Origin of the sequence: Candidatus Palauibacter sp. (genome assembly GCF_965222475.1) — a bacterium.
GTDB lineage: Bacteria > Gemmatimonadota > Gemmatimonadetes > Palauibacterales > Palauibacteraceae > Palauibacter.
In genome coordinates this window covers 50,402-66,757 of sequence record NZ_CBDCUB010000008.1, presented here as the reverse complement: position 1 = coordinate 66,757, position 16,356 = coordinate 50,402, and the positions used below count along the sequence as shown (strand labels likewise).

Here is a 16,356-nt window from a genome sequence, read left to right as displayed (position 1 = left end):
AGGTAGGGAAGGTGGAATTGCGGGCAATGAAGCCGTCTCTCACCGGGGCGGGGAGGGCGATGAACGCCTCATCGCTCGTGACGCCGCCCGGGCTTCTAGCGATCATGTCGTCCAAACTGGAGAACGTCGTATGGTTCGTTAGAAAACGGGGTGTAAGAAGCTCGCGGAGGGCGACGGCGTGCCGCCCACGCACGCTCTTCTCCACGCCTGTGAGAATGATCCTCCTAGTTTGCAACACGGCCCAACTCCCTTTCCTCGGATCGGCTACGGCAAACTTGCCGCCACGGCTCAACCTAGCACAGAACGATACGCCGAAGCCAGGAAAAGAGTTCCTATAGGGCAATCCCGGAGCCTTACCGCACGGTAAGCACCCGATAGCGGACCCGTCGACTTGCCATGCCAGCAACGGCCGATTCCCTCTGTAGATTGCGTCGTGGTCACGGAAGTTGTGACGGTCAGCGCACTCGGCTACTAGACCGTGGCCGATCCTCCCCCCCACCCGCGCGGGTCCGCGCCGCCCGACAACCGCCCGGTATCCGGGTCGATTCCGACCGCGTGGAGCTGCGCGACAAACGCGTCGTTGGCGACGTCGAGACCCCGCCCTTCGAGTTCGTCCTTGAGGTGGTGATAGAGCTGCGGCTCCATCTCCAGCAGGTGATCCTCCCAGTGCCAGCGCGGGACGGACACGGCTTCGAGCGCCGACATGCCGAAGTCGACCGTATTGCTGATCGTGTGCTGGACGGCGCCCAGGATCCGTGTGCCGCCCGCCGCGCCCGTGACCAGGATCGGCTGGCCATCGCGGAGCACGATCGCGGGCGAGATCCCCGTGATGCGCGCCTTTCCGGGTTCGATGCTGTTCGGCCGTCCCGCGACCGGGTTGAACTGGAACATGCAGTTGTTCCAGGTGAAGCCGAGGCCTTCGGTGACGACCCCCGAAGCGGATCCCAGCGTGTGCGTGAGCGCCACGCAGTTCCCTTCCCGGTCCGCAGTCGAGAGGTGCGTCGTGTCCGGGCCCTCCGGCGGCTCCTCCACGATGTCCGGGGGGAGTTCGCGGCGGTCGATGAAGCCTCTCAGTTCGGCGGCGCGATCCTTCGACACGAGGATGTCCGTCGGGTCATCGATGAACTTCGGGTCGCCGTGGTACCGGCGCCGGTCGATGAAGGAGAGGATCTGGGCGCGGCCGAGGAGTTCGACGTGGTCCGCCTGCCCGTGCTCGATATCCGGAACATCGTATCCCTCGAGCAGGTTCAGGATCTCGATCACCTGGGCGCCGCTCCCCGGCAACGCGTTCGAGAACACGTCATGCCCGCGGTACGTGCCATGCACCGGGTCGTAGACGTCGGGCGCGTACGCCTCGAGGTCGGCCAGCGTGATGAGGCCCCCGTTCCGCTCGAAATCCGCCGCGATCCGCTCGGCGATCTCCCCCCGGTACACGACATCGGCGCCGCCCTCGGCGATGAGTTCGAGCGTACGGGCGTAGTCCCGCTGCACGAGCCGTTCTCCGGCTCGCCACGGAACGCCGTTGTTGAGGAAGATGCGCGCGGAGGGTTCGGTCGTCTGGACCTTGGTGAAGAACGGAACCACGCCGGAGGACGACTCCGTCCGGGTCGTGAAACCGCCCGCCAGGGAGCGGGGGATGTCGAAGCCGTCGTACGCGAGCCGAATCGCCGGCTCGACGAGTTCGGCCCACGGCCGGGTCCCAAACCGGCTCCACGCCTCCCACAGGCCGGCGATCGTGCCGGGGGTGACGACGGACCGGTAGCCGATCTGGTTGATGTCGCCGCGCACCTTCCAGCGGTCCGCGTGTCCGTAGATCCGCCCCTCGAGCGCGCTCCGGTAGATGTCGGGCGTGGCCTTGCCGCCCGCGCGCCCGTGGAAATCGATGGAAACGGCCCGCCGGGCGCTCGCGTCGTACACGACCATGCAGCCGAATCCGCCCACACCCGCTGAAAACGGGGTCGTGATGAATTGCGCGAAGGCCGTGGCAATCGCCGCATCAATCGCGTTGCCGCCGCTCCTCAGGGCGCCGACCCCTGCCTCGACGGCGATCGGGCCGCGCGCGACGACGATCCCGCCTCCGGCCCCTGGCGCCCTCGTGCCCGAGGCAAGTGCGGCCTCCTCCCCGCCCGGACGGCACGCGCCGAGCGAGCCCGCCGCGATGGCGCCCACCCCGGCCGCCGCCGTCGCGAGGAAGGCCCTTCGTGACTGAGTGTCTGCAGGTCGGAGGTCGGTTTCGTCAGTCTTCACGTCACGACTCCTTTGGTGGCGGGGTCTCATCACGGGCTGTTAAGGTTCGCTTCGCGGAGGCCGTTGCCCCCGGACGCGGGCTCGCCAACCGGATCCCCGACGATCGGACTCGATTGAAGATATACACCAGAGGCGGCGACGGAGGAGACACCACCCTTCTGGGCGGCGCGCGGGTAGGGAAGGACGATCCGCGCGTGGCCGTGTACGGCACGGTCGACGAACTGAATGCCGTGATCGGGGCCGCGCTCGCCCTCGACGCGGACGGAACGCTCGACGATTCGGCGGCCGCACTCGGCGTCGTGCAGGAGGACCTGTTCACGGTCGGGGCCCGGCTCGCCGCCTCCAATCCGGCCCGGTCGATTCGCGTGGGGTCCATCCCGGTCCTCCCCTCTGACCGTATCGAAGCACTGGAGGCGTGGATCGACAGGCTGACCGACGAGCTTCCCGCGCTCGAGGCGTTCGTTCGGCCCGGCGGCTCGCCGGTCGCGGCGCAGTTGCATGTCGCGCGCACCGTCTGTCGGCGCGCGGAGCGGGGTGTCGTCGCTCTCCTCGAGGACCAGCCGGACCTCGGCGAGATCATCCTCCCCTATCTGAACCGTCTGTCCGACCTGTTGTTCACGCTGGCCAGGCACGCGAACCGACGAGCGGGACGCGAGGACACGCTGTGGCTGCCCCAGCGGCAGCGGGACGATTCCTCACGAGGAGGATCATGACGCGAATCATACACCGAAGCTCATTCCGGCTCACGCCGCCGGGAGCGGACCTGCGCGGCGACTACTGGACGAGCGATGCCCCGGTCGAGGACGCGGCGCTCGTGGTGTGCCACGGCTTCAAGGGGTTCAAGGACTGGGGGTTCTTCCCCTGGCTGTGCGAGCAACTCGCGGGGCGGACCGGTGTCGCCGTCGTCTCGTTCAACTTCGATGGCTCCGGCGTGCGCGAAGTGGACTTCGACGACCTGGAGGCGTTCAGCCACAACACGTTCTCCCGCGAACTGTGGGACCTCGAGGCCATCCTCGACGGGCTCGCGGCGGGACGGCTCGGGAACCTGGAGGTTGCGCCCGCGTCGCGCTTCGGCCTGCTGGGCCATAGCCGGGGAGGCGCGACCTGTCTCCTCAAGGCGGGTCTCAGGTCGCAGGTCCGCGCCCTCGTCACCTGGGCCTCGATCTCGTCGGTTACACGCTACGAAGGCTTCGTGGAGCGGTGGGAGGCCGGCGAGACGGTCATCATCCCCAATGCGCGCACGAAGCAGGACATGCCGCTGGAGCGGAACGTGCTCGACGACGTACGCGCCAACCGGGACCGGCTCGACGTGCTGGCCAGCGCTGCGAGCCTCACGATTCCGGTGACGGTGTTGCACGGGACGGCGGACGAGTCCGTGCCCTTCAACGAGGCCCGGCTGATCGCGGACGCGGTGGGAGACCTCGGGCGGCTGGTCGGGGTAGAAGGGGCCACGCACACGTTCCAGGCCGGACATCCGTTCGCTGGACCGACCCCGGAACTCGAGGCGGCCGTCGAAGCGTCGGTCGATCTCTTCACGCGCGTCTTCGGCTGGAAGGGTTCACACACATGATCCGCAATCAACCGCATTGGACGCGACCCTCGGTCGGGGGGCGGGCGCCCGGAGCGGGCGTGCTCATCGTGCTCATGGGGTTCATGGGCCTGGCGACAGGCGGCTGCCACCTGGAGCGGGTGGACGGGAACGGCGGGACTTCGGCGAGCGAGCCCGACTTCGCGACCCAGGTCGAGTCGCTGCTGAACGCACAGGCCGCTGCCTGGAACGGCGGGGACCTCGAAGGGTTCATGAGCGGCTATTCCCCCTCCCCGACCACCACCTACTTCGGATCCGGCGGACTCATTGATGGCTATGACGCGATCCGCGCGCGATATGCGCCCGACTTCGAGGCACGGGCGGTGAGGGACAGTCTGCGCTTCGAGGCGCTGCAGGCGCGTGAAGTGGACACGCGGGTTGGAGTGGCCACGGCGCGGTACGTGCTTGAACGTGGCGGGACGGTCACCTCGACCGGACCGTTCACGCTCGTCCTGCTGAACGTGGAGGGCGCCTGGATGATCGTGCACGACCAGTCGGCCGAGGACGCGGGGAACTGACCGTTCGATGAGGACGTTCGACTACGTCATCGTGGGTGGGGGACTGGCGGCGGTCTCGGCGGTGGACGGGATTCGCCAGTTCGACCCGGACGGCTCGATCGCGATGTTCACCGATGAATCCGACCCTCCCTACCACCGGCCCCCGCTCTCGAAGGAATTCTTCCAGGCGGAGGGCGCGCCGCGAGACCTCCTGCACGTGAAGCCCGCCCGATGGTTCGACGCTCAGGACGGGCTCTCGCTCTTCACGGACAGACCCGTGACGCGTCTGGACGCGCGTGCCATGACCGTCTGCACGGCCGATGACCGCCGGGTGAAGGGCGGCCGCATCCTCATCGCGACGGGGGGCAGGCCGCGGCGGCTCGAGGTGCCGGGAAGCCACTTGGCCGGCGTGGCGACCCTGCGCACCGCCGCCGACTCCGAGTATCTGCGGGAGGCGGCCCGCTGCGCGACGCGCGTGGTTCTCGTCGGCGCCGGGTTCATAGGAATGGAGCTCGCGTCGACGCTGTCGAAGATCGACGTGGACGCGGTCGTGGTGGAAGTCGCACCACGCGTTTGGGACCGCGTGTTCCCCGAGGCGGTGTCGAGCTTCCTCCGCCGCTACTTCGAGGAACGCGGCGTCCGCTTCATGCTGGGCTCCGCCGTGACGGCTCTGGAGGGCGAGGGACGGGTGTCCCGGGTCCTGCTCGACAGCGGCGAGGAGGTCGCCGCCGACCTCGCGATCATGGGGGTCGGGATGACGCCGAACGACGAACTGGGGGCCGAGGCCGGCCTCGCGGTTCACGACGGCATCGTGGTGGATGGGTTCGGAGAGACCACGGCCGCGCACATCTACGCGGCGGGTGACGTGGCGCGGTTCCCGGACCCGGTGGCAGGAGGGCTCGCGCGCGTCGAGCACTGGGATCATGCCCGGGCCCACGGCCGGCACGCGGGCCGCAACATGGCCGGAGCCGGCGAGCCGTTCGACCACCTCTCCTACTTCTTCACGCACGTGTTCGACCTGAGCATCAACGTGTTCGGGGAGACCGCGGACGTGGACCGCACCATCGTCTCGGGCGAGTTGGGATCGGGCCGATCGATCGTCTATTGTGTCACCGGGAACCGGCTGACCGGGACCATCCTCATCAACGCGACCGGCGCCATGGATGACTGCAAGGCGCTGGTGCGCGCGCGCCCGACCGTAGAGGATCTGTTGAGGGAGTTCGAGAAACCCGGCGCCCGTCCGGGGGAACTGGTCGGGTGAAGGGGCTGACTGTCAGATAGAAGCGAGAGGTGATGGATATGATGGAACCGACGGAACCTGTGAATCCGAGCGAGCAGGACGGGGCGGCGGCGGAAGGCGGCGTCGAGGAACAGGTGAGGACCGCGCTGCGCACGGTGACCGATCCGGAACTCGGCATCAACATCGTGGATCTCGGGCTCGTGTACGACGTCGAGGTGGAGGATGGCGCGGCGCAGGTCACGATGACGTTGACGAGTCCCGGCTGCCCGGCCGGAGGCCAGATCCTCGGCGGGGCAAAGGACGCGGCGGAGTCGGTGGACGGCGTGGAGGAGGCGGTGGTGAGCCTCGTGTGGAAGCCGTTCTGGACTCCCGAGAAGATCGACCCGAAGGTGCGGGCGATGCTCGGATTCTAGTGGTACCCGGATTCTGACGATGCTTCTTCGGCTGTTCCTGCTGTTCACGATCATACCCGTCGTCGAACTCGCCCTCCTCATCCGCCTCGGCGGTTACCTGGGGCTGGGGCCGACGCTGCTGCTCGTCCTCGGGACGGGCGCCGCAGGGGCGTGGCTCGCGAGGCGTGAGGGGCTGCGGAGCTGGCTTGCCGTGCGAGATGAACTCCAGGGCGGCGTGAGCTTCCGGGCGAGTCGCTCGTCCACGCGCTGCTCATCCTGGTGGCGGGGGTGGTCCTCATCACGCCCGGTGTCCTCACGGACATCGCCGGCATCCTGCTGCTGGTCCCACCGGTGCGGCGCGGCCTCATATCGCGCGTGCGGGGCTGGATGGGCCGCCAGATCGAGAACGGTGCGATCCATGTCGTGGGGGAGGCCCGGCGTCCGCTTCACCGGCCTGCACGGCAGCTTCGGGACGCGTCCCGGGCCCCGCCGGCCGAGTCGCGCGGGACAACGGCCGTCCGGACGTGAGATCGTCATCGAGGAGGAGGAGGAACCGGAGGCCGACTGACATTCTGGCTACGGCCCGCCCGACGCACACGAGCCGCGGCACGCACGTCGGGCGGCCCATCTCAGCCGAGGCGGTCAGTTCGACGTGATCACGGCCCGGTATTCGCCCACGTCGCTGAGCGCGTAGTCCTCGCCCGTGACCTGGACAACGCGGACCCGGTACTCAGCGAGTCGGCCGCGGTCCGGCACGCGGAACCGCACGAGCGGACCCGCGTCGAGCGAGCCCGCCACGACGATCCGATGCCGCCCGGGCGCACTCGATTGGTACAACTCGAGACCGGGCGCCTGCACGGCCTCGATGCCGGGACCCTCGAGCTCCAGCAGGACGCCGGCGGCGCGGCCGGCGGCCGGCGCCGTCCACTCGATGGTCAGCAACCCCGGCCCCTGCGGGGCGGTCGCCGGGACTGGCCGCTCGACGGCCGGAGCGCCCGGATCCGGATCGGCGGCGGGCGGCCCCACCGGATCGGCGGTGCACGACCAGGCCGTGACGGCCGCGAGCAGCACGGCGAGCCGGCAAGCCGCGCGCGCGGCGGCGCCCGGAACCCCGCCGCCTTGTTCGCCCGGAGGCGCCGCGGCGTCCGGCCGCCGCGGCGCCGAACAGGAGGGCCGAAGACGCGGAACCGGGATCGGTGGAGGTTGTGCCGCAGCGCGCCTCGCCGCTCCGGCAGCGCTCCGTCCAGGAGAGCAGGTCGCCGAGGTCGTAGCGGCCGTTCCGGTTGCCCAGGCGGTCCAGTGCGTCCAACTGGGCCTCGCTCAGTCCTCCCTCGCCGAACAGCGACGCCGAGGCCGCGTCCGGCGTCACGCCGCCCAGGAGCGCAAGCGCGTCCTCCACCACGTCCCCGCCCTCCGCGGCGCTCGCGGTCGACGAGGCCGCGTCGACGACCGTCGCCGACAGCGAGTGCGACAACGGCCGACCGTCCTCGCCCTCGGTACAGATCGCGTCAACGGCACGGCAGTCGGTCGTTTCCTGCAGCGTGATGGTCACCGCGTCGCTCGCCGAAGCCGGCTCGACCGTGATGTTCCAGGCCCGGTTGCTCCCCTGCTGTTGGCGCCGGGCCGTCTTCACCTCGCCGCCGGTCACCGCGAACGCGGTGTCGCGCAGCGTCACGTAGCTGAGCTCGACCTCTTCGCTGAACGCCAGCCCGAACGTGAACTCCCCGCCCGTGTGCGAGGCCGGCATGTCGCTGAAGCTCGCCGTCAGCGGCGCCGCGTTCTCGGTGTTCCGGATGGTCCCCGTCGCCTCCGCATCGCCGAACTCGACGCCGGAGGAGGCATTGCTTAGGGTGAGCGTGAACGTCTCGCCGTCGTCGTCCAACGTGTCGTCGGTGATCGGCACCGAGATCGTCTTCCTCGTATCGCCCGCCGCAAACGTCAGCGTGCCGCTCGTCGCGGTGTAGTCCTCTCCCGCCGTCGCCGTGCCGTCCGACGTGGCGTAGTCCACCGTCACGGCGTCGCTCGCCGCCGGGTCCAGCGTCACGACGAATTCCATCGTCGTATCCTCCTCCTCGGTCGCCTCGGCGTCGGCCACCGACAGGCTGCTCGGGTCCGCGCTCGGTCCCGGGATCGTCAACGCCGCCGGCACCCGCGTCAGCACCGTCCCGCCGGCCGTGCAGATGCCGCCCGAGGCGCACGCCGCGTCCGCGACCAGCGCGAACGTCACGTCGCCGTCGCCGTCCGGCGTCATGAAGAACACATAGGCGTTCTCGAGCCCGTCCTCCGTGTGGGCCTGAACCGACAGCCCCGACGCCCCCGTCACCGACACCGACGGCGTGTTCGCCGCGAATTCCGCCGCCGCCTCGCTGAACGCCACGACCACCTGCGGGCGGTCGTCCGATCCCGTGTGCCGCTTCGAGGTGAACGCGCTCTCGGGGAAGTCAGCCGACAGTTCGGCCGCGGTCTCGGTGTTCCGGATCGTGCCGGTGGCCTCCGCGTCGCCGAGCGTCGCATTCGCCGGGCTCGACAGCGTCAGCGTGAACGTCTCGTCGTCCTCGTCCACCGAGTCGTCCGTCGTCGCTACGCTCACGGTCTTCGAGGTCTCGTTCGCCGCGAACGTCAGCGTCCCGGACTCGGCCGTGAAGTCGGTGCCGCTCGTCGCCGTGCCGTCCGACGTGGCGTACTGGACCGTCACCTGTTGGCCGCTCGTCGCCGACAGCGACACCGTGAAGGCGACCGAATCGCCTTCGGCCGCGCTCGCATCGGACACGCTCACCGCCGGCTGACTGTCGTCGTTGTCGTTGATCGTGCCGGTGGCCGTCGCGTCGCCGAGCGTCGCGTTCGCCGGGCTCGACAACGTCAGCGTGAAGGTCTCGTTCTCCTCATCGGCCGAGTCGTCCGTCGTCGCTACGCTCACGGTCTTCGTCGTCTCGTTCGCCGCGAACGTCAGCGTCCCGGATTGCGCGGTGTAGTCCTCGCCCGCCGCCGCCGTGCCGTCCGACATCGCGTACTCGACCGTCACCTGCTGGCTGCTCGCCGCCGACAGCGACACCGTGAAGGCGACCGCGTCGCCCTCGGCCGCGCTCGCATCGGACACGCTCACCGCCGGAGTGCTCACCGCCCCCGCGACCACGCTCGACAGCGAGTGCGACAGCGGCCGGCCGTCCCCGCCCTCGGTGCAGATGGCGCCGCTCGCGCCACAGTCGGTCGTCTCCGGCAGCGTGATGGTCACCGTGTCGTTCGCCGAAGTCGGGTCGACCGTGATGTTCCATGCCCGGTTGCTGCCCTGCTGTTGGCGCTGGGCCGTCTTCACCTCGCCGCCGGTCACCGCGAACGCGGTGTCGCGAAGCGTCACGTAGCTGAGCTCGACCTCTTCGCTGAACGCCAGCCCGAACGTGAACTCGTCGCCCGTGTGCGAGGACGGCATGTCGCTGAAGCTCGCCGTCAATGGCGCCGCATTGTCGTTGTCGTTGATCGTGCCGGTCCCCGTCGCCTCCGCATCGCCGTAATCGGCGCCCGAGGCGTTGCCGAGGATGAGCGTGAACGTCTCGCCGTCGTCGTCCAACGTGTCGTCGGTGATCGGCACCGAGATCGTCTTCGTCGTATCGCCCGCCGCGAACGTCAGCGTGCCGCTCGTCGCGGTGTAGTCGGAGCCCGCCGTGGCCGTGCCGTCCGCGGTGGCGTAGTCCACCGTCACGGTGTCGCTCGCGGCGGGGTTGAGCGTCACCACGAACTCCATCGCGGTGTCGTCCTCCTCGGTCGCCTCGGCGTCGGCCACCGACAGCTGACTCGAAATGGCCGCCGTTACCGGGTCCGTCGCGGCGCTGACGCGCGTCTCCCGCGTGCCGCCGCCGTCGGCAAACGTCACCCGCACCTTGATCGTCTTGCCCGCATCCGCCGGGATCGGCGTGTAGATCGAGTCCGTCGCCCCAGCGATATCCGTGTCCGCCACCCCGTCGTTCGACAGCCACTGGTAGGCGAAGGTCGCGTTCTCAAGACCGTCCTCGTCCTCGATCTCCTCCACCGACGCCGTGAGCGTATCGCCCACCCGCGCCGTTCCGGAGATCGCCGGCAGCCCCGTGGCCGGATGGTTCCCGACGTCGTCGTCCACCGTCACGGCGACCGGGTCCGCCGCGACGTTGTTGGCGCCGTAGTCGCCGCCGCTCACCGCGTGGCTCACCGTCGCCGCGTCGTCGGCCGCGTCGTCGTCGGCCGCCGATCTGACCGTCACGGTCTGCGCCGTGCTCCAGTCTGCCTTCGTGAACGTCAGCGTATCCGGCGACGCCGTCACGTCCGAGTCGCCCGTCACCGTCACCGCGACCGTCACGGTGCCGGTCGGCGCCGACTCGAGCGCCACCGTGTACGTCGCGCTGTCGCCCTCGCCGACCGCCAGCGCCGTCGCCGACACGTCCACGCCCCGTGTGTCGTCGTCGGCGATCGTCACCGTGTCGGCGGTCACCGTGAGCTCCGCCACCGCGCCCTCGACCGCCACCGTCTCGTCGCCCTCGTCCACATCGTCGCCGGCCGGGGTCAGCGTCAGGTCCGCCGTGCCGCTCGTCTGGCCCGACGCGATCGTCAGGGTCACCGTGTCGGCCGTGAAGTCGGTCGTGCCTGCTGTGAGGGCGTGCACCGTCAGCGCCACCGCGGTATCCGCCTTGAGCGCGATCCCGTTCAGCGTCGCCGTCACCGTCAGCGTCGTCGCGCCCGCCTCCTCGCCCACCTGGTCCGGCGACACCGACAGCGTCATGCCCGTCGACGCCGATAGCAAGATCGCCTGCGGCAAGCTGCTGTCCTTCTCCAGCGCGTAGCCTGAATGGCCCGAGGGCAGACCGGGCAGCGAATCGATGTCCACCGTCACGGCCGCCGTTGTGTCGGCCGCCCGCGTGATGTCCAGCGGGCCGCTCTCCACCGCGCCCGCCGGGATCCTGATCGCGGTCGAGTCGCCTTCGATCGAGCCGTTGGCGGCGCTCACCGGAAGCACGAACTCGAACGGCGCGCCGGTCGGCGCCACCGCCTTGAACCGGCTCTCCCCCACCTTCTCCAGCGTCACAGCCAGCGGCAGCGGATCGGTGGCGTTCCAGCTCAGATTCAGCGTCTCAAGCGAGGCCAGCCCCGCGAAGACGCCGGCCGGCAGGGAGGTCAACTTGTTGCCGTGCAGAACCAGCATCTCCAGCGAGGTCAGCCCCGCGAAGACGTCAGCCGACAGCGTGCTCAACTGGTTGCGGTACAGAACCAGCGTCACCAGCGAGGCCAGACCCGCGAAGACGCCGTCCGGCAGGGAGGTCAACCGGTTTTGGGTCATACCCAGCGTCCCCAGCGAGGTCAGCCCCGCGAAGACACCGGCCGGCAGGGAAGTCAACTGGTTCTTGCTCAGCCACAGCGCCTCCAGCGAGGTCAGCCCCGCGAAGACGCCGGCCGGCAGGGAGGTCAACTGGTTTTCGTACAGCCACAGCCACTCCAGCGAGGTCAGCCCCCCGAAGACGCCGGCCGGCAGGGAGGTCAACTGGTTGCCGTCCAGATACAACCTCTTCAGCGAGGTCAGCCCCCCGAAGACGCCGGCCGGCAGGGAGGTCAACCGGTTGCCGTCCAGATGTAGCGTCTCCAGCGAGGCCAGCCCCGCGAAGACGCCGTCCGACAGGGACGTCAACTGGTTTTCGTCCAGAAGCAGCCACTCCAGCGAGGTCAGCCCCGCGAAATCTCCCGCCGCCAGGGCCATGATGCTGCCTGACCGAAGATTGAGTCTGGTAATCGCGGCCAGGTGCGCGTCCGTGACGTCGGCGCAGGCGGTCACCCCCACCGCCGCCGCCACGATCTCGTCCCGCACCTGCTCCGTGCGGTCGCAGACATCCGTGTTCCTGGTAATCGTCACCGTGTTGCGGCTCGGCGTGATCTCGAGCGCCGCCCCGGGATCTTTCCGTACGTCCCCGGCTGCCGTCCTCGTCCGCATCGCGAGCCCGTCGATCGCGGCCAGGGTCAGACTGTAGGGCGACGAGAGCGTCGTCCCGGCGCTGTCCGCCACTGTCTGTGCCCGAACGCTGTCGTGGCTTCCGGCCAGTGCGGCCAGGGCCAGCGCCACGCCCCCCGCGGCGCGCCGCCAGCCGGCCCCCGCGATGGTCCATCCCATCCGCGCTACGTCTGCTCGCGACCGTTCGGCCACATCGCCGAACTACTGTTCGCCATGGCGCTCCCGGACAACCCCGTTACAGCGACCCGTTTGGACGACGTTGCTCGCCATTCTTCCTCCTTGCCCGTTACTCGCGATAACTGGACTTATCGAGTCAAGACACGCGGTCCTTGCGACCGAACCGGAGGCCACTGAGGTTGGGTCAATAGGGTAGAATACCTACATGCATAGAATACCGATAGCATGGGGAGGCGTGTCCGGTTAGTCAAGATCGCCTTCATCTCGGCGGGAAAAATGGTGGGAATGGCGCCAAGCAAGATCACGTAAATGCTTGCCTATGAATAGTGTATAGTGAATGCGAAACAGGCCGTACTGGAAGTACAGCGAAGGGTCGATAGTCCGGAACGCGCGCCGCCACGCCGACGCTTGCAAGGCGGGACGCGGGAAGCAACCTTTTGACGCATGAACAGCATGAAGCAGCCCACCAGCACGATCGGCGCGGCCGCCGTCTTCGCGGTCGCCCTCGGCACGCTCGTCGCCGACGAGGCGCGGGCCGCCGTTACACCCGACATCCCGCGGCTTGTGGACGCGATGCCGTGGGTCGGCGCCTGCCTCCTCACGCCCGAAGTGGTTCCGCTGTCGGGCACCCAGAGCGCGCCCGGGAGCCGCGGATCGATGACGCTCACGCAGCCCGGCTCGCCGTTCGAGATCACCGTGGACGAGGGCGGCTTCCAGACGTTCGACATCGAGATCCAGGTCGACCGGATGCGCCGCCGCCACGGGGCGGTCTACGTCGCGTGGGCCGCGAAGCCCGAACTCGACGAGTGGATGCAGCTCGGCACGCTCTCCGAGGAGAACCGGCTCGAGGCGCGGGTCGCCTGGAACCAGTTCCTCGTGTTCGTGAGCGAGGAGGCGTCGGCAGACGTCGAGCGCTGGCAGGGGCCGATCATGCTCACCGGCCTTTCCCCCTCCGGCCGGCTCCACACGATGGCCGGCCACGGCCCCTTCGAGGCCATGAACTGCCAGCTCTACTACTGAGCCGAGCGGTGAGCAGACCGGGCGTGCGGCTGGCCCGATACTTTGCCGTCGCAGCGACCCTCCCCGCGCTTGTCGGATTGGCGGGCACGCCGGCATCGGGGCAGCAGCACGAGGGCCACGTGATGGCGGCGGACAGCATGGGGGTCGTGTGGCGCATGCCGCCGCAGCCGATCCCGATGCCGATGATGCTGCCGGGCCTGATGGGCGCCATCCCCGGCGTGACCCCGTTCCTGCCCGACCCCGGCCACGACCCCGCGATGCTCCCGGAGGCGGTCTTCCGCGAAGTCGTGGAGATGGCCCACGGCGACACGCTCCGCCTCGAGGCCGGGTTCGTCCGGCGCACGATCGGGATGCGGACCTTCACGATGTACGGGTTCAACGGGCAGTATCCGGGGCCCCTCATCCGCGTCCCGCAGGGAGCGGAGATCGTCGTCCTGTTCACGAACAACATCGACCTCCCGACTGCGGTTCACTGGCACGGGGTGCGGCTCGAGAACCGGTTCGACGGCGTGCCCGGCGTCACCCAGGACCCGGTCGAGCCCGGCGAGTCGTTCATGTACCGGGTCCATTTCCGCGACGCGGGCCTGTACTGGTACCACCCGCACCACCGCGAGGACATCCAGCAGGACCTCGGCCTGTACGGCAACATGCTCGTCGACGCGCCGGCCCCGGACTACTACGGCCCGGCGAACGGCGAGGACTTCCTCATGCTCGACGACCTGCTCGTCGACGAGGCCGGGCTCTTCCCGTACGGACGGGAGGCTGCCATCCAGACGCTGATGGGACGGTTCGGGAACCAGTTGCTCGTGAACGGCGAGCCCCGCTGGGAGACGACGGTTCGCCGCGGCGAGGTGCGGCGTCTCTACCTCACCAACGTCGCGAACACCCGCACCTTCAACCTCGTCCTGGAGGGCGCCGCTCTGAAGCTCGTGGGCGCCGACGTGAGCAAGTTCGAGCGCGAGAGGTTCGTCTCCAACGTCGTCCTCGCCCCGGCCCAGCGGTACATCGTGGACGCGCGCTTCGAGGAGCCCGGCACGTACGCCCTCCTCAACCCGATCCAGGCCATCGACCACTTCAACGGCCGCTTCTACCCGCACACCGATACGCTGGGACTGGTCACGGTGCTCGATGAGCCGGTAGCGGAGGACCACGGGGCCGCGTTCTCCACCCTGCGCGAGCACGCCGACGTCATCGAAGACATCGACCGCTACCGGGGCGAGTTCGGCCGTCCGGTGGATCACGAGATCGAACTCACGGCCCGCGTGGGAGACCTCCCCAGCGACATCGTCGCGGTGATGGCGCTCGACACGCTCTACTTCCCGCCCGTCGAGTGGACCGACGCGATGCCGATGATGAACTACCTCTCGACATCGGAGAACCTGACGTGGGTCATGCGCGACACGCGCACGGGGAAGGAGAACCGGGACATCGACTGGCGCTTCACGGAGGGAGACATCCTCAAGATCCGCATCCACAACCAGCGCCGCTCGTTCCACCCCATGCAGCACCCGATCCACATCCACGGGCAGCGCTTCCTGATCCTGTCGCGGGACGGGGTCCCGTCGGACAACCTCGCGTGGAAGGACACGACGGTGATCCCGGTCGGATCGACGTTCGATATCCTGCTCGAGGCCTCCAACTCTGGCCGCTGGATGGCGCATTGCCATATTGCGGAGCATCTGGAGGCCGGCATGTCCATGGTGTTCACGGTGGACCCCGGCTAGCCGCGGGCCGCAAGCGGGGACCCCTGCGGGCCGCCAGCCGGGCCCCGGCGGGTTGCCAGCTCAAGAACGGAGGAAAGCAATGAAGTTCGGAAATCGCACGTTCGCCCTGGCCGCGGTCGTCGCGCTCGGAGCGGGTCTCGCCGCGCCGGGGGCGCTCTGCGCGCAGGTCATCGATGGGGTCGTCGAACGCGGCAGCCGGAACATGGACGTGCTCGGGCACGTTCCTCTCGGACCGCGGCTCAGCATCGCGGACATGGACATGGAACAGGAGATGCACCGGCCCTACGCCTACGTGGCGCGCATGCAGTACGGGCCGGTCGGTCCCAAGGGGTTGGACATCGTCTCGATCGCCGACCCGGAGAGGCCCGAGGTGCTCTACGAGTGGCGGATCGAAGACCAGGATCTGCACCAGCGCACCGGCGGGATGGACGTCAAGCACTTCAAGTGGGGCGACCGCTACTACGTCGTGCAGTCGCTCCAGTTCGGCCAGGGCGGCCCGGATTCGGACATGGGCGCGGTGGTGCTCGACGTGACCGGACTGCCGGACGCCTCGACGGTGCGTGAGGTCGCCCGCATCAAGGAGCCCGATCTGCCGGGCGGCTTCCACAACATCTTCGTCTACAAGCACTCCAACATGAACGTGTACCTCGTCGCCACGGTCTCGGGACCGTACGCGGCGGTGTACGATCTCGGGGCGCTCGTGGACGGACGCGGCGACGCCATGGTGGCGCAGATCCCCGTCCCGGATCAGGGGATGGCGGGGAACCGGCGGCGGGGATACCACGATTTCTATCTCGGCTATCACCCGGAAACGGGCACGGACCGCTTCTACGGCGGCGGCACCGGCGGCTACTACATCTACGACGTGACAGATCTCGACAACCCGGAGCTTCTGACGCAGATCGTCGGGGTGTCCGGGATCCGGAGCGGGCACACGTTCACGCCCACGCCGGACGGCAACTTCGCGATCGCCGAGACGGAGTATCAGTACGCCCCGCTCAGGATCTTCGACCTCAAGCCTGGGCTGAACGGCGAGGTGCCCGCGATTCGGAGCCCGATCGCGGCCTGGACGGCGAACTGGAAGAACCTCGTCCACAACCACGAGGTGCGGTGGCCGTACGTGTTCGTGTCCGGCTATCTGGACGGGCTCGTCGTGTTCAACATGATGGATCCGACGAACCCCATGACGGTAGCGCACTACGACACCTACCTCGGGCCGCCCAACGCCGACCGGACGCCGGTGTTCAACGGGACGTTCGGGGTCGATATCCGGAACGAGGACGGACTCATCGTCGTGAGCGACATGACGACCGGCCTGTGGACGTTCCGGATGGAGGGGTTCCAGGGATGGAACGGCGAGGACTGGGGCATGCCGAACATCTCCAGCGCCCAGGACTGGGACAATGGCCCGGCCGGCGCGGCCGCGCGCATCACGACGGATCAGCAGGGAGGCTGACCCCGTCGCCCCCCGCCAGCCGCGGCTGGCCTCCGGGTCGCGGAAGGCCT

Annotated in this window: 11 protein-coding genes and 1 pseudogene; 10 read left to right on the top strand and 2 right to left on the bottom strand. The window is 68.9% G+C overall.

The window, feature by feature from the left end:
• Positions 1-471 precede the first annotated feature (471 nt).
• Positions 472-2,247: a gamma-glutamyltransferase gene (gene ggt, locus ACOQPP_RS15640; protein WP_420636886.1), complete on the bottom strand. Its 1,776-nt coding sequence runs from the start codon at positions 2,245-2,247 to the stop codon at positions 472-474.
• Positions 2,248-2,360: 113 nt separating this feature from the next.
• On the opposite strand from ggt, the gene ACOQPP_RS15635 reads away from it, so the two are divergent.
• The 7 genes and pseudogenes from ACOQPP_RS15635 to ACOQPP_RS15605 all read left to right on the top strand — a co-directional run bounded on the left by ACOQPP_RS15635 (position 2,361) and on the right by ACOQPP_RS15605 (position 6,492).
• Entirely contained in the window at positions 2,361-2,960 is a 600-nt protein-coding gene (locus ACOQPP_RS15635) for a cob(I)yrinic acid a,c-diamide adenosyltransferase (protein WP_419167745.1), read from the top strand.
• The gene (locus tag ACOQPP_RS15630) at positions 2,957-3,817 is read left to right on the top strand and encodes an alpha/beta hydrolase family protein (RefSeq protein WP_419167746.1); all 861 of its coding nucleotides are present in this window, start codon (positions 2,957-2,959) and stop codon (positions 3,815-3,817) included. Before ACOQPP_RS15635 ends, ACOQPP_RS15630 begins: the two co-directional genes overlap by 4 nt.
• Positions 3,814-4,353, top strand: a complete 540-nt coding sequence (locus ACOQPP_RS15625; RefSeq protein ID WP_419167747.1) for a YybH family protein — start codon at positions 3,814-3,816, stop codon at positions 4,351-4,353. The genes ACOQPP_RS15630 and ACOQPP_RS15625 overlap by 4 nt, the downstream gene beginning before the upstream one ends.
• A 7-nt stretch (positions 4,354-4,360) precedes the next feature.
• Positions 4,361-5,593: an NAD(P)/FAD-dependent oxidoreductase gene (locus ACOQPP_RS15620; protein WP_420636885.1), complete on the top strand. Its 1,233-nt coding sequence runs from the start codon at positions 4,361-4,363 to the stop codon at positions 5,591-5,593.
• Positions 5,594-5,631: 38 nt separating this feature from the next.
• Complete coding sequence (locus ACOQPP_RS15615; RefSeq protein WP_420636884.1) at positions 5,632-5,985, top strand: metal-sulfur cluster assembly factor; 354 nt, start codon at positions 5,632-5,634, stop codon at positions 5,983-5,985.
• Positions 5,986-6,004: 19 nt separating this feature from the next.
• Positions 6,005-6,142, top strand: a pseudogene (locus ACOQPP_RS15610) (FxsA family protein); the annotation flags it as partial.
• 101 nt (positions 6,143-6,243) lie between these two features.
• Positions 6,244-6,492, top strand: coding sequence for an FxsA family protein (locus ACOQPP_RS15605; RefSeq protein ID WP_420637380.1), 249 nt, complete (start codon positions 6,244-6,246; stop codon positions 6,490-6,492).
• A gap of 202 nt (positions 6,493-6,694) precedes the next feature.
• On the opposite strand, the gene ACOQPP_RS15600 is transcribed toward ACOQPP_RS15605, so the two are convergent.
• Positions 6,695-12,088: a Calx-beta domain-containing protein gene (locus tag ACOQPP_RS15600; protein WP_420636883.1), complete on the bottom strand. Its 5,394-nt coding sequence runs from the start codon at positions 12,086-12,088 to the stop codon at positions 6,695-6,697.
• 462 nt (positions 12,089-12,550) lie between these two features.
• Here ACOQPP_RS15600 and ACOQPP_RS15595 point away from each other — a divergent pair, with 462 nt between their 5' ends.
• The 3 genes from ACOQPP_RS15595 to ACOQPP_RS15585 all read left to right on the top strand — a co-directional run bounded on the left by ACOQPP_RS15595 (position 12,551) and on the right by ACOQPP_RS15585 (position 16,306).
• Positions 12,551-13,126 carry a hypothetical protein gene (locus ACOQPP_RS15595; protein WP_419167755.1) on the top strand — a complete coding sequence of 192 codons (576 nt, stop codon included), beginning with the start codon at positions 12,551-12,553 and terminating at the stop codon, positions 13,124-13,126.
• 8 nt (positions 13,127-13,134) lie between these two features.
• Complete coding sequence (locus tag ACOQPP_RS15590) at positions 13,135-14,850, top strand: multicopper oxidase family protein (protein ID WP_420636882.1); 1,716 nt, start codon at positions 13,135-13,137, stop codon at positions 14,848-14,850.
• A 79-nt stretch (positions 14,851-14,929) separates the two neighbouring features.
• A complete protein-coding gene (locus tag ACOQPP_RS15585; protein ID WP_420636881.1) occupies positions 14,930-16,306 on the top strand; it encodes an LVIVD repeat-containing protein in 1,377 nt (458 codons plus the stop codon).
• Positions 16,307-16,356 lie beyond the last annotated feature (50 nt).